Annotated in this window: 14 protein-coding genes; 3 read left to right on the top strand and 11 right to left on the bottom strand. The window is 66.9% G+C overall.

The window, feature by feature from the left end:
- Positions 1–40: 40 nt before the first annotated feature.
- Positions 41–1162, bottom strand: coding sequence for a histidinol-phosphate transaminase (locus AC0QSG_RS01510; RefSeq protein WP_475376428.1), 1122 nt, complete (start codon positions 1160–1162; stop codon positions 41–43).
- 134 nt (positions 1163–1296) lie between these two features.
- Positions 1297–1695 carry a LysM peptidoglycan-binding domain-containing protein gene (locus AC0QSG_RS01505; RefSeq protein ID WP_475376427.1) on the bottom strand — a complete coding sequence of 133 codons (399 nt, stop codon included), beginning with the start codon at positions 1693–1695 and terminating at the stop codon, positions 1297–1299.
- Between the two features lie 299 nt (positions 1696–1994).
- Between AC0QSG_RS01505 and lexA the strand changes: the two genes are divergently transcribed.
- Positions 1995–2714 carry a transcriptional repressor LexA gene (lexA, locus tag AC0QSG_RS01500; RefSeq protein WP_475376426.1) on the top strand — a complete coding sequence of 240 codons (720 nt, stop codon included), beginning with the start codon at positions 1995–1997 and terminating at the stop codon, positions 2712–2714.
- Positions 2715–2741: 27 nt separating this feature from the next.
- Here lexA and AC0QSG_RS01495 read toward each other — a convergent pair whose 3' ends face one another.
- On the bottom strand, positions 2742–4751 hold the full coding sequence (locus AC0QSG_RS01495) for an ATP-dependent DNA helicase (protein WP_475376425.1): 2010 nt from the start codon (positions 4749–4751) through the stop codon (positions 2742–2744).
- Complete coding sequence (hflX, locus tag AC0QSG_RS01490; RefSeq protein ID WP_475376424.1) at positions 4744–6321, bottom strand: GTPase HflX; 1578 nt, start codon at positions 6319–6321, stop codon at positions 4744–4746. The genes AC0QSG_RS01495 and hflX overlap by 8 nt, the downstream gene beginning before the upstream one ends.
- A gap of 153 nt (positions 6322–6474) precedes the next feature.
- Between hflX and AC0QSG_RS01485 the strand changes: the two genes are divergently transcribed.
- Positions 6475–7086 carry a class I SAM-dependent methyltransferase gene (locus AC0QSG_RS01485; RefSeq protein ID WP_435725944.1) on the top strand — a complete coding sequence of 204 codons (612 nt, stop codon included), beginning with the start codon at positions 6475–6477 and terminating at the stop codon, positions 7084–7086.
- A 26-nt stretch (positions 7087–7112) separates the two neighbouring features.
- Here AC0QSG_RS01485 and dapF read toward each other — a convergent pair whose 3' ends face one another.
- The 6 genes from dapF to AC0QSG_RS01455 form a co-directional block, all read right to left on the bottom strand.
- The gene (gene dapF, locus AC0QSG_RS01480) at positions 7113–8048 is read right to left on the bottom strand and encodes a diaminopimelate epimerase (protein WP_475376423.1); all 936 of its coding nucleotides are present in this window, start codon (positions 8046–8048) and stop codon (positions 7113–7115) included.
- Positions 8049–8099: 51 nt separating this feature from the next.
- Complete coding sequence (miaA, locus tag AC0QSG_RS01475) at positions 8100–8987, bottom strand: tRNA (adenosine(37)-N6)-dimethylallyltransferase MiaA (RefSeq protein WP_475376422.1); 888 nt, start codon at positions 8985–8987, stop codon at positions 8100–8102.
- Between the two features lie 28 nt (positions 8988–9015).
- Positions 9016–10542, bottom strand: a complete 1527-nt coding sequence (gene miaB / locus AC0QSG_RS01470) for a tRNA (N6-isopentenyl adenosine(37)-C2)-methylthiotransferase MiaB (protein WP_435725941.1) — start codon at positions 10540–10542, stop codon at positions 9016–9018.
- Between the two features lie 72 nt (positions 10543–10614).
- The gene (locus AC0QSG_RS01465) at positions 10615–11238 is read right to left on the bottom strand and encodes a regulatory protein RecX (RefSeq protein WP_475376421.1); all 624 of its coding nucleotides are present in this window, start codon (positions 11236–11238) and stop codon (positions 10615–10617) included.
- A 2-nt stretch (positions 11239–11240) separates the two neighbouring features.
- A complete protein-coding gene (gene recA / locus AC0QSG_RS01460; protein ID WP_435725939.1) occupies positions 11241–12287 on the bottom strand; it encodes a recombinase RecA in 1047 nt (348 codons plus the stop codon).
- 200 nt (positions 12288–12487) lie between these two features.
- Positions 12488–12709 (bottom strand): DUF3046 domain-containing protein, encoded by a 222-nt coding sequence (locus AC0QSG_RS01455; RefSeq protein ID WP_475376420.1) that lies wholly within the window; start codon positions 12707–12709, stop codon positions 12488–12490.
- A 59-nt stretch (positions 12710–12768) separates the two neighbouring features.
- On the opposite strand from AC0QSG_RS01455, the gene AC0QSG_RS01450 reads away from it, so the two are divergent.
- Positions 12769–13245 carry a MarR family winged helix-turn-helix transcriptional regulator gene (locus AC0QSG_RS01450; protein ID WP_435725937.1) on the top strand — a complete coding sequence of 159 codons (477 nt, stop codon included), beginning with the start codon at positions 12769–12771 and terminating at the stop codon, positions 13243–13245.
- Positions 13246–13364: 119 nt separating this feature from the next.
- On the opposite strand, the gene AC0QSG_RS01445 is transcribed toward AC0QSG_RS01450, so the two are convergent.
- Positions 13365–13796, bottom strand: a complete 432-nt coding sequence (locus AC0QSG_RS01445; protein ID WP_435725936.1) for a helix-turn-helix domain-containing protein — start codon at positions 13794–13796, stop codon at positions 13365–13367.
- Positions 13797–13854 lie beyond the last annotated feature (58 nt).

Genomic DNA, 13854 nt, shown 5'->3' with positions numbered 1-13854 from the left:
TTGGCGACGCGCCGAAGGCTGGCGTCGCCTGCGGTCAAGTCTACCCGCGGGCATGCGCGGTCTCCTGGCCGAGCAGTTCCTCGAGCCGCGTCAGGAAAGCCGTGGTTTCCGTCTCCGTTCCGGCCGTCACACGCAGGTGGCCGGGAATGCCGACATCCCTGACGAGGACTCCGGCATCGAGCAATCCCTGCCAGATGCGACCGGCATGCTCCAACCCGCCGAAGAAGACGAAGTTCGAGTCGCTGGCAGCTGGGTCCAGTCCCATGCGCTTGAGTTCGTCCACGATCCGGTCGCGCTGCCTCTTGATGTCCTCGACGGTCCCCAGAAGCACATCCACATGCTTGAGTGCCGCGTTGGCGGTCGCTTGGGTCACCGCGGACAGGTGGTAGGGCAGCCTCACCAGGCGAAGCGCATCGGCGATTTCCGGCGCGGCCGCCAGATAGCCGACCCTTGCGCCCGCGAGCGCGAAGGCCTTGCTCATGGTGCGCGAGACGATGAGCCGGTCGTGGTCCGGCAACAGGTCGAGCGCAGAACGGGTGCCGGAGAGGGAGAACTCCGCGTAGGCCTCGTCGACAATGACGATCGCATCATTGGCCTCGCCAGCGTCGTAGACGGCTTCGACGACATCCAGTCCCAGTGCGGTTCCGGTCGGGTTGTTCGGCGAACAGAGGAAAACGATGTTCGCCCCGGAGGCCGCGACCTGCTCCGCCGCCGACTCGGCCGAAAGGCCGAAGTCGTCGGCGCGAACTCCTGCCGCGTAAGCGGTGTCCGTGCCGCTGGCCAGAAGCGGATACATGGAGTACGTGGGGGGGAACCCCATCGCGGTCCGTCCCGGGCCGCCGAAAGCCTGGAGAATGTGCTGCAGCACTTCGTTCGAGCCGTTGCCGGCCCAAATGTTGGACGGGTCGAGGTCGTGCCCGAGATAGGCCGCCAACCGTTCGCGGAGTTCCGTGAACTCCCGGTCGGGATAGCGGTTCAGGCCCGACGCGCACGCTGCCACGTCCGCGGCGATCGCCGCACTGACCTCGGGGGGGACGGGATGCGTGTTCTCGTTCACGTTGAGCAGAACCGGCACGTCCAGCTGGGGCGCACCGTAGGGCTCGAGGCCCCTCAGATTGTCCCGCAGCGGTAGTTTGGCCAGGCGTCGAAGCTGATCACTCACCGGACGATTCTAGTGCCGTCTTCACGGAGGGCTCCAATCCGCGACCCCGCGCCGGTCACAAACGGGCGCTGCCGGGCGGGCCGGACCAGTGGCGCAGATCGGGAGGCGCGGTCGGGACCGCGCGGTGTTGGCGTCTAGTCGCCGGTCGGGACAAACAGTTCCTGGCCCGGAACGAGCTTGGAACCGGCCAGGTTGTTCAGTTCGGCGATTTCGGAGATGACCTCGCGTGGATCGCGATTGGGTGCGAATTCGGCCGCGAGCCCCCAGAGGGTCTCCCCCTCGGAGACCGTCACCGTGTCGGCTAGCACGGGGGTCGCTTCGCCGGTACCCGCGGCCATCACGGGAGCCGTGAATACACCAAGGAGCACCAGCAAGGCCGTGGCTCCCAGGAGCACGGGGAGTCCGATGAGCAGGAAACGCCCGCGACGTGTGAGCCGCACCGATGCCTGCGTGGACGGGACCGCGTGGACTGGCGCGTTCGCCTCGGGGCGGGCCGGGGGAACAAAAGCTGCGGGAAGCACTATCTGAGCCATGACTTGCCTTTCATGTTGCTTCGCCCGCTGATTTCGCGGGAGGTTCCAGTCCGTTCGGGTTCGGGGCAGGCTTTCGTCTCTTCGAAACTCCTGTTCGAACTTATCTTCGAATTTGTTATGTTCCATTTTTAGCATCCCTGGACGACGATTGTCGAGACACGATCGAACAAACCTTTGAAAGCGGGTTCCGTTCCACTAGCGTTGGCGGAAAGGAAGCCAGTGGGATTGAGTTCACCACCGGGCACCGACAGGTTGGGCGGGCATCCGGCAACGCAGGGACGAGAGGCACGGGGCAGGGCATGAGCACAATGGAGAATCGGGCGCCGCGGCGGACACCGAAGAGCCTGACCATCAGGCAGAAGAAGATCCTCGAAACCATCCAGCGCGCGGTGGCCGATCACGGATACCCGCCGTCGATGCGGGAGATCGGCGACACAGTGGGCCTTGCCAGTCTCTCGAGCGTGACCCACCAACTCGCACAGCTCGAGAAGCTGGGCTACATCCGCAGGGACCCCCGGCGTCCCCGTGCCATGGAGATTCTGATGCCCCTGACCTTGAGCGACGGCGAAGTGTCCGCGGAATCCGCCGAGTCGAACCTGATGGCCATCAACGGAATGCCGGTGGCGGAACTGAGCACGTCGTCGGACACCGCAATGGTGCCCCTGGTGGGTCGGATCGCGGCCGGCGGACCGATCCTTGCGGACCAGACGGTGGAGGACATCATGCCGCTTCCGCGCCAACTCGTGGGCCATGGTGACCTGTTCATGCTCAAGGTCAGCGGGGACTCGATGGTCGAAGCGGCCATCTGCGACGGTGACTGGGTGGTGGTGCGCCGCCAGCAGAACGCCGAGAACGGCGACATCGTCGCCGCCCTGCTGGACGACGAGGCCACGGTCAAGACGTTCCGGCAGCGCGACGGGCACACGTGGCTCCTGCCGCAAAACCGCCAGTACGAGCCGATCCTGGGCGACCACGCGACCATCATGGGAAAGGTCGTCTCGGTGATGCGTTCGCTCTAGCGGTTGCCCGGCGCCGCCCGCACGCACCTAGGAACCGGCAAGCCGCTCCAACGCGCCCAGCACAGTCTTCTTGTCCGTCGTTGCCCACATCGGAGGCAACGAGGCGCGGAGAAAGCCGCCATACCGCTCTGTGGCCAGCCGCGAATCGAGGACCGCCACCACTCCCCGGTCGGAGGTGGAGCGGATCAGTCGTCCCGCCCCTTGGGCGAGACGAACGGCGGCGTGGCTTGCCGAGACTGCCATGAAGCCGTTTCCGCCGTGACGGGCCACGTCCCTGCTCCGGGCGGTGGCCAGCGGGTCGTCGGGGCGCGGGAACGGAATGCGGTCGATCACCACGAGGCGGCATGCCGGGCCGGGCACGTCAACCCCCTGCCACAGGGTCATGGTTCCGAAGAGGCAGGTGTCCCTTTCCTCGCCGAACCGCTTGACGAGGGCGGCCATACCCGATTCGCCCTGGCAGAGGATCTCTTGGTCAACCAACGGACGCAAAGCCTCCGCGGCCTCCTCCGCTGCCCGACGGGACGAGAACAACGCGAGCGTCCCCCCGCCCGCGGCGCGAATGAGATCCCCGAGTTCGGCAAGCGTCTCCGACGACACGCTCCGTGACGGCTTCGGCAGGTGCTTGGCGACGTACAACATGCCTTGGCGGGGATAGTCGAAAGGGCTTCCGACGTCGACTCCGGTCCAGCTGGGGGCACCTTCGCCCAGCAGGCCGAGCGAACCGGCAACCGGTTCGAAGGCCGCGCCAATCGCGAGTGTCGCCGACGTCAGGATGACCGTCCTTCCGTCGAACAATCCCTCCCGCAGACGGCCCGCGACGGATAGCGGGGCGACGTTCAGGGTCGCCGGAGTGGATTCGTCCGGTTGGGTGAACCCCTGTCCGGGAGTGAACGTCCCGGAACGCGATGCCCACAGGACCTCGCGGGAATCTTGGGCCGATTCGAAGCGGTCGCACTGCTCGGCGAGGTACTGGAGTTGCGAACGCGCCATCTGCCTGCCGCCGTCGACGGACTCGTTCCCCGCGGGTTTGGAGTCCGAGAGCGCCACCCGCGCGGCCTCGCGGATTTGACGCACCGCGGCGGCCTGCTCCTCGTTCAACCCAGAGGGCATCAAACCGGTGGGGTGCCCCTCGAGTGCGCGTTGTAGCGCCTTGCCCGCCTGGTTGAGGGCCTCGACGCTAACCGCGCAGTGTTTGCGCGCGGCGGACACGGCCGCGCCCACCAGGGCGACGGACAGCGGACGGGTCACGGAATTCGTCACGCGGTCTTGGAGTTCGTGGGCCTCGTCGATGATCACCGTGTCGAAGTCCGGCAAAACGGCCAGTCCCTCGAACGCGGCAATCGCCAACATGGCATGGTTTGTAATCACGATGTCAGCCTCGGCTGCGTTCTTGCGGGCAAGTTCGCTGAAGCACTCCTCAGCCATGGGGCACTTCTGCGCCCCCAGACAGTCCATGGCCGTTACCGAAACCTGGTGCCAGGCGCGGTCGCCCACTCCCGGAGTCAGGTCGTCGCGGTCGCCGGATTCGGTTTCCTCGGCCCATTCGCGCAAACGCACGACTTCCTGGCCCAGTGCGCTACTGGGGGCCGCCCCCGCGGTCAGCGGCATGGCCGCTCCGTCCTCGCCGAGGGCGAAGACCGCCCCGTCGTCCTCATCGGGATATCCGCCGCCAAGCTTGTACTTGCACACGTAGTTTGAGCGTCCCTTTGCCAACGCAACGTTCACAGGTCGCGGCAGGTGCGGACGCAGGTGCTCCAGCAACCGGGGCACGTCGCGGCCCACGATTTGCGCCTGCAGGGCGAGCGTGGCCGTGGAGACCACGACCGGCTTGTCCGCTTCCAGCGCATGGGCGATCGCGGGAACCAGATACGCGAGCGACTTGCCGGTGCCGGTCCCCGCCTGCACCAGCAGATGCCTGCCCGAGTCGAGGGATTCGCACACCTTCTGTGCCATTTCGTGCTGGCCAGCGCGGTTCTGTCCCCCCATGCCCTCGACTGCCACGTCGAGGAGCGCAATGACGTCCTCGACCTCAGCCATGTACGGTGAACCGCTCCAATTCGGACGCCAGGCCCTCGCGGACCTTCACGACCATCCGTGTACCGTCCCCGACGTGTTCGGTCTCGAGGATCTCTGCATCGGAGCCGTGGAGCCGGTTGACGATGTCCCCGCGGTCGTAGGGGATCAGCAGCTCGAGCCGCAGACTCGGCCTGGGTATCGAGTCGCTGATCAGCTGCAGCAACTCGTCGATGCCGTCGCCCGTCCGGGCGGAGACGACGACGTGGCGCGGCTCGCGCTGCCGGATCCGTTCCAACACGAACGGGTCCGCCACGTCCGCCTTGTTCAGGACGATGATCTCCGGGACGTTCTGCGCATCGACTTCCGTGAAGACCTGGCGGACGGCATGGATCTGCCCCTCCGGATCCGGATGCGACGCGTCGACCACGTGCAGGATCAGGTCCGCGTCCGCGACCTCCTCCAACGAGGAGCGGAACGCTTCCACGAGTTGGGTCGGCAGGCTCCGGACAAAACCCACGGTGTCAACCAGGGTGTAGCCCAGTCCGTCCGCCGTTTCCGTCTTGCGGACCGTCGGGTCCAGTGTCGCGAACAATGCGTTCTCGACGAGGACCCCCGCGTCCGTTAGCCGGTTCAACAGGGAGGACTTGCCGGCGTTGGTGTAGCCTGCGATGGCCACCGAGGGAACAGTGTTGCGCTTGCGGTTGGCGCGCTTGGTTTCGCGGGCGGGTTTCATCGCGGCGATCTCGCGACGCAGCTTAGACATGCGCGTGCGGATTCGACGGCGGTCGAGTTCGATCTTCGTTTCACCCGGTCCGCGCGACCCGATGCCTCCGCCGGCCGCGCCAACGCGGCCGCCAGCCTGGCGGGACATGGACTCGCCCCAGCCGCGTAGCCTGGGCAACAGGTACTCCAGTTGTGCCAGTTCGACTTGGGCCTTGCCTTCGCGGCTCTGTGCGTGCTGTGCAAAGATGTCCAGGATCAGGGCCGTCCGGTCGATCACCTTCACCTTGATGATGTCCTCCAGGCCGCGGCGCTGCGACGGGGACAGCTCCGAGTCCACTACCACCGTGTCCGCACCGGTGGCCGAAACGATGTCCTTGAGTTCCATGGCCTTGCCCGACCCCAGATACGTGCCCGGGTCCGGCTTGAGTCGTCGCTGGATCAGGCCGTCTAGAACCTCGGAACCCGCGGTCTCCGCGAGGGCGGCCAGCTCGCGCAGCGAGTTTTCGGCCTCGATTGCCGTGCCCTCCGTCCAGATGCCGGCCAGCACGACCCGCTCGAGCCTCAGCTGCCGGTATTCAACCTCGCTGACGTCCTCCAGCTCCGTGGACAGTCCCGCAACACGGCGGAGCGCCCGCCGTTCCTCGAGGTCGCGCTGTTCGCCGTCGGAGTCCGAGTGCTCGCGGCCGTGGCCGCCACCCAAAGCCTGTGCCCGACCACCCGCCAGAGCGCCCTCGGCGCCAGATGGGGCGGTCCCCGCGGATTTCTTAGCGGCCGCGTTGTCCGCGGCTAGGATTCGGTCGATGACGGACTGGATCTCGTCGTCGTTCAGACCGCGGTCGTGCGGGTTGGGCTGGTTCAAGTCGGTCATGTTCCCCTTTGGCGGATGGTTGCTATCAGGATAGTCCCCGGAGCCGTCGTTTAGCCCCGGTTCCCCGGTGGGCGAACGACGCGGGGCCCGCATCCGTGGTTCGGCTCGGACGCGGATTACCAGCAATCCGTCGGCTGCGGTTAACCTGCCTCCATGGGCTCCGACCATTATTTCAGCGCACAACCGTCCACCCCGCTCAAGCGCAAGACCATCCGGGTGCCCCTCGGAGGGGCCGAACGAACGATGGTGACCTCCGGCGGGATCTTCAGTCCCGACGGCGTGGACAAGGGGACGGCGGTTCTCCTGGCGGGCGCTCCCGCCCCCGCCGAACAAGGCGCGCTGTTGGACATCGGATGCGGATGGGGCCCCATAGCCTTGACCCTTGCGATGAGATCGCCCGGCGCGACCGTCTACGCCGTTGACGTCAACGAACGAAGCATCGAACTCACGCGTGAGAATGCCCGCATCCTGAACGTGGACAACGTGGTCGCGGGAAAGCCGGAGTCGGTTCCCGGGGCTCTGGAGTTCGCCACGATTTGGTCCAATCCCCCGATCCGTGTGGGTAAGGAGGCGCTCCACGAGATCCTGCTCCAGTGGCTTCCGCGGCTGTCTCCGGGCGGCGAGGCCTGGCTCGTGGTGCAGAAGAACCTCGGATCGGATTCGCTGCAAACCTGGCTGGGCGAACAGCTGTCGGAGGGTTGGACGGTGGAGCGAGCCTCGACCGCGAAGTCGTTTCGGCTGCTTCGCGTGGTCCGTCCCCGCTAGCCACAGATCCCAGGTGCCGCGCGGGACTAGGCGAGCGTGCCCCGCGCGACGATGGCCGCCGGCCCACTGAGCTCCACGTGTTCGCGGCCGTCGACCCCGGTCATGAACCGGACTGCCACCACGCCCCCGGGCACCTGCACGTCCCAGCGGTCCGCTGACGTTCCACCCGCCCAGTGGCGTGTGGCCACCACGGCGGCGCAGGCGCCCGTTCCACAGGACTGCGTTTCCCCGACGCCACGCTCGTGGACCCGCATCCGGATGCGGCCGACGCCGCGTTCTACGAGGGGCTCGGACGGCACCACGTACTCGACGTTGGTTCCATGCTCGGGAACGGGGTCCACCCGCGGGGCACGGTGCAGTTCCGCGTGTTCGAGTTCGCTGGCCTCCGACAGCGCGACCACCGTGTGCGGATTGCCCATGCTGATGCTCAACGCCGGCCGGGCAACGTCCAGTCCGTCGGTCTCCACGACCGAGTCGAGAGCCCGTTCCTCGGCCTCCGTTGGGGACGCGAACGCCCACGGCCCCATGTCCACCGCGTAGCCGTCCGCCGACCGGGCGACCACCTTGACGCCGGCTCTGGTCCCGATGGTCAGGGTCTCGCCCTCCCCCAGCGCCACCAGACCCTCCTCGATCAGGAAGTGAACGAAGACGCGCACGCCGTTCCCGCACATCTCCGACAGCGAGCCATCCCCGTTGTGGTAGTCCATGAACCACTCGGCACGCGGGTCGGCCGCCACGAGGGCGCGTCCCTCGGGCAGGGACTCGGAGCGCACCGCGCGGATGAGCCCGTCGCCGCCAATACCCAGGTGGCGGTCGCAGATCGCGGCGACCGCCTCGGGCGCCAGAAAGCGCTCACCCCTGGGATCTGCGACAAGGACGAAGTCGTTACCGGTGCCGTGCCCCTTGGAAAAGGCCAGGCCGGACAACTCATTGAAGTTCCGCGTGGCGCGCTCTGTGCTCATGCCTCCAAGCCTAGTGCGCGCCTTTCCCCCGGCGAATCCGCCGTAACGGTGCTACGGCGACTCGCCCAGGATCCCCAGCGACGCGTCCAGCAACCCGGGATCGGCGGCATCCATCCAGCGCACGCGGTGGTCGGCGCGGAACCACGTGACCTGCCGTCGGGCGAATTGACGCGTGGCAACGACAGTTCGATCGGCTGCCTCGTCAACGGTTGCCAACCCGTCGACCACGTCGAGGAACTGCGCGTAGCCGATGGCGCGACAGGCAGTCTTGCCGGTGCGCAGCCCCCTGCCGTCGAGGTCGCGCACTTCGTCCAAAAGTCCCTTGGCTACCATGGCCTGCACACGCTCCCGCAGCCGTTCGTGCAGGCGGGGCCGTTCCAAATCCAAGGCCAGCTGGACGGCTGGTCGGGAATACGTCCGGTCCGGCATGAACGATCCGAACGTCCTTCCCGTGAGTTCATGGACCTCCAATGCCCGAACGATCCGCCGGGCGTCGGTCAGACGCTCGGCCGACGTCGGATCGACATCCCGTAGGCGCACAAGAAGGGCCCCGACACCGTATGCGGCCCCTTCCTCTTCGATGCGGCGGCGGACTCGGGCATCGGTCGGGGGAAACTCAAGCACGTCCAGCGCGGCGCGGACATAGAGTCCGGAGCCGCCGACGAGGATCGGAACGCGTCCGCGGGACTCGATCTCGTCGAACGCGGCCCTGGCCTCGGCCTGGAACCGCGCGACGCTCGCCTCCTCCCGGACATCGAGGATGTCCAGCAGATGGTGCGTGACCCCGCGGCGTTCCTCCGGTGCCACCTTGGCCGTGCCGATGTCCATGCCCCGGTAGAACTGCAACGCGTCGCCATTGACCACCTCGCCGTCGAGGCGCAGGGCGAGCTCGATCGCGAGGTCCGATTTTCCGGTGCCGGTGGGACCCACGATGGCCACCACCGGTCGCCTCGCGGCAGAAGCCACGTTAGGCGCGCGGCGGCAGCACCGGCATGCCCAGGCTGACGCCGCCACCTCCGGTGCCACCCACCGCCGGTACGCCGCACGTCTCGGCCTGTGCCCTGTCCCACGCGTCGCCTGCCCGCGACCGCCGAAGCTGGTACTCCGCTGGCTCCCCGGGATCCGCGATCAGGTGGAAGGAGGCGGCGGAGGTGACCGGGACCGTCACGAGATCGCCGGGCCGTGGATGTTCGGCACCCTCTGGAACGGTGAAGTGCACGAGACGCTGGTCGCGCGAGCGCCCCGACAAACGGTGGGTTTCATTCGACTTCCGGCCGGCCTGCGCCGTGACCATGATCTCGACGCGGCGGCCGACCTGCAGGGAGTTCTCCTCCGCGCAGATGCGGTCCTGGAGGGCCGTGAGTCGTTCGTACCGCTCCTGGACGACCGACTTGGGTAGCTGGTCCGGCAGTTCGGCCGCGGGGGTACCGGGACGTTTGGAGTACTGGAAGGTGAAGGCGCTGGCGAACCGAGATCGTTCGACGACGTCGAGCGTGGCCTGGAAATCCTCCTCGGTCTCGCCCGGGAAGCCGACGATGATGTCCGTCGTGATGGCGGCGTGCGGGATACGCTCCCGGACCCGGTCGAGGATACCGAGGAATTTCGTGGATCTGTAGGAACGCCGCATGTCCTTGAGTACCTTGTCGGACCCCGACTGCAGCGGCATGTGCAGCTGGGGCATCACGTTCGGGGTATCGGCCATCGCCTCTATCACGTCGTCGGTGAAGGCCGCCGGGTGCGGGCTGGTGAACCGCACGCGCTCCAGCCCGGGGATGTTTCCGCAGGCCCGCAGGAGCTTGCCGAAAGCCAGACGGTCCCCGAACTCGACACCGTACGAGTTCACGTTCTGCCCAAGGAGGGTGACCTCGATGGCGCCGTCGGCAACGAGCGCCTCCACCTCAGCCAGGATGTCCCCGGGCCGCCGGTCGCGCTCCTTGCCGCGCAGGCTGGGGACGATGCAGAACGTGCAGGTGTTGTTGCAGCCGACCGAGATCGACACCCAGCCGGAATACACGGAATCGCGCTTGGTGGGCAGGGTGGAAGGGAAGACGTCGAGCGACTCCAGGATCTCCAGCTGAGCCTCGTTGTTGTGCCGCGCCCGCTCGAGCAGGGCCGGCAACGACCCGACATTGTGGGTGCCGAACACGACGTCGACCCACGGAGCTTTCTCGAGGATTGTTTCCCGGTCCTTTTGGGCCAGACACCCCCCCACGGCGATCTGCATCCCCGGTCGGCGCCCCTTGATGGGAGCCAAGCGGCCGAGGTTGCCGTAAAGCTTGTTGTCCGCGTTTTCGCGCACCGCGCAGGTGTTGAAGACGATGACGTCGGCCACGCCGTGTCCCTCCTCCGCCGGTACAAGACCCGAGGTCTCCAGGAGCCCGGCGAGACGCTCGGAATCGTGGACGTTCATCTGGCAGCCGAAAGTGCGCACCTCATAGGTGCGCCCGGCGTCGCCGCTAGCCTGGATCTGGGGACTGGGGATGGTGAGACTCACCGTTCAAGGGTACCGAACCCGGAGGCAGCGTCCGGACCGTCACCGGCCGCGAACAGACCCCGCGGACATCGTCTAGGAGCCGCCGTGCTCGTCCCACGCCTCGTTGGCTACTCGGAAGGCCATCGATGGGCCGTATCCCTTGCGGCCGAGCATCCCCACGATGCGCCGCACTGCCTTGTCGCGGTCCGCCGAGGGCGGCACGGAACGCAGCTTACGTTGGGCCAGGTCCCGCGCGGACGCCAACTCGTCTTCGACGGTGAGTTGCTCAAGCGCCCGGTCCGCTAATTCCGGAGCGATGCCCTTTTCGCGCAATTCCCTGCGGAGCGCGCTGGCGGCTAGGCCACGGGAGTGCGCGCGGCTCCGTACCCACGCCTGCGCGAAAGCCTCGTCGTCGACCAGCTGCAGCTCCTCGAACCGGTCCAGCACCGCGCCGGCGGCGGCGGCGGGGATGTCCCGCCGCGCGAGTTTCTCCTCGAGCTGCCTGCGGCTCTTCGCCGAGCCGGTCAACTGCCGCAGCACGATGGCGCGTGCGGCGGCTTCCGGATCGGCGTCCCCCGCGTCCCGCCCATTGGACCGACGCTTCGAGACGCTTGCGGCCCCGGGCGACGCATCGGAGGAGTCGGTGGAAGGCGAGCGCTGCCCGCCGGCGTCGTCTCCGGCGCCGGTCAGGCCGCTCCAGTCCGGTGTCCGCACCATGGCTACGAGTCCGAGACTGCCTTCAGCTTCGGATCCTTGACATCGGCCTCGACCGGCGCGCCGATGCCAAGCTTCTCCTTGATCCGGCGCTCCAATTCGTTGGCCAGGTCCGGGTTGTCGGTGAGGAACCTGCGCGCGTTTTCCTTGCCCTGTCCCAACTGGTCCCCGTCGTAGGTGAACCACGCGCCGGACTTCTTCACGAAGCCCTCCTCGACGCCCATGTCGATCAGACCGCCCTCGCGGGAAATGCCGTGCCCGTAGACGATGTCGAACTCGGCCTGCTTGAACGGCGGGGCCATCTTGTTCTTGACGATCTTGGCGCGGGTCCGGTTGGCCACCGCGTTGGTGCCTTCCTTCAGTGTCTCGATGCGGCGGACGTCGATGCGAACCGACGCGTAGAACTTCAGTGCCTTGCCGCCCGTCGTCGTCTCCGGGCTGCCGAAGAAGACGCCGATCTTTTCACGTAGCTGGTTGATGAAGATGGCCGTGGTCTTCGTCTGGCTCAGGCGACCTGTGATCTTCCGGAGCGCCTGGCTCATCAGGCGCGCCTGCAGACCGACGTGGCTGTCTCCCATGTCGCCCTCGATCTCGGCGCGCGGAACCAGCGCGGCGACCGAGTCGATGACGATGACGTCCAACGACCCGGATCCGATCAGCATGTCCATGATCTCCAGGGCCTGCTCGCCCGTGTCGGGCTGCGAGACCAGGAGCGCGTCCGTATCCACGCCGAGCTTCTTCGCGTATTCGGGGTCCAGCGCGTGCTCGGCGTCGATGAACGCGGCGATGCCGCCGTTCTTCTGGGCGTTGGCCACGGCGTGCAATGCGACGGTGGTCTTACCCGAGGACTCCGGACCGTAGATTTCCACGACGCGGCCGCGGGGAAGACCGCCAATGCCGAGCGCGATGTCCAGGGCGATCGAACCCGTGGGGATCACCTCTATCTTGGCGCGGGTGTCATCGCCCAAACGCATCACGGAACCCTTGCCGAATTGCTTGTCGATTTGCGCCAGCGCTGCGTCGAGCGCCTTCTCGCGGTCCATTGCGGCCATTTGCCCACCTCGGTTGTCTCATGGCCTTCCGGCCCGTTGTTCGTCCTCTAACCACGCTATGTGCCGGCCCGGACATTTTGGCCCGGGATGCGTCGGTTGTGGACGGTCGGGGCCGTTGGCCCCGTATTTCATCTCTGTGAGGAGCCTATCGTTATCCGAACAGATATTCGATTCATCTTCCCGGCGTGTCCGTGCCACCTTCAGTCCTTGGGCATCCTGTCGATTCCGAGGCGCCGCACCGGCGGCACGTCTTGCATCTCGCAGACGGCGAGCCACACGGCGCGGGGGTGCGTCCCGGCGGAAAGGGCTTCCTGCGCCGTGCGGCCACCCAGTTCCGCCAAAACCAGATCGCCCGCCAACACGCGGGCGTACGCGGAGCCGAACTCGTCCTCCATCAAACGCCAGAAATCACTGAGTCTCACCCTTGAATTGTCCCACGCGCACGCCACCGCGCCGGGGACCGCCACCTATCATGGTGGTCATGACGCACCACGATGCCCCGGCCTTCGCCGGAGACCGCGACCAGGCCATCCACGACATGGAGGAGCAGTTGAGTTTCCTCTGGCGGCGGGCCCGCGCCAACGGCAACAAGGTGGCCCGCCAGGTCCATCCGGACATGGAACCCGGAGCCTACGGACTTCTCGCCGCCCTACAGCGCAAGGGCAGCCTCCGCCTCACGGATCTGGCGGCGGAGATCGGTGTCGGAAAGCCGTCGGTCAGCCGTCAGGTGACCCTGCTCGAATCCCTGGGCATCGTGCGCAAGACCGCCGACCCGCTGGATGGACGCGCTCAGACCATCAGCCTCACCGAGGAGGGCGCGCGGCAGCTCTCCGCCGCCCAGACCGCACGACGCCATGTGTTCCACGACTTGCTCGCCGATTGGCCGGTCGACGACCTGTCGTCCCTGGCTGCGTTGCTGACGCGGCTGAACCATTCCTACCGGAACGACCCGATGTAGCTCTCGCAGGAACCGTAGCGAACCGCGTATCCGCTACGGGATACGGAAAGGGACCCGTTTCCGGGTCCCTTTCGCGTTGCTGCCGCGCGGCCTGGGCAGTATGGCCGCGAGTGGCGCGCCTAGCGGCTGGAGGCCATCCCCTTCAGGCGGTCCGGCCATTCCTCGGGCATGGACCCGAACTCGCTCGACAGCTCGACAGGGACGGTGTCGGGAATCTCTACGCCCTCGGCCAGCGCGACGCGGTCGCTTACCTGGCGGAGCATCAGGGAAAGCGGGACATCCAAGGCACCGCAAATGGACGAGAGAAGTTCGGAGGATGCTTCCTTCTGGCCGCGTTCGACCTCCGAAAGGTAGCCCAGGGAAACGCGGGCGTTGTGTGACACTTCGCGCAGGGTACGGCCCTGACGCTGACGAACGTCCCGGAGGACGTCGCCAATTTCGTGGCGTAGGACTACCATCTTGGGCTCCTTCTGGTCGCGACGGGCATCTTCTGTCAGTCCCACATCCCGCCAACGGACGACACCGTTCACGGTTACGGGTTGCTTGACCATGTGTATTGCCTTACTCCTTTGGGTCCTTGCGCCGGCTTGACGGTCGGATCGGGTGGCG

Source organism: Arthrobacter sp. LT660 (genome assembly GCF_056172845.1).
Note: the sequence above shows the minus strand (reverse complement) of the source record. Positions and strands in the feature narration are given on the sequence as shown.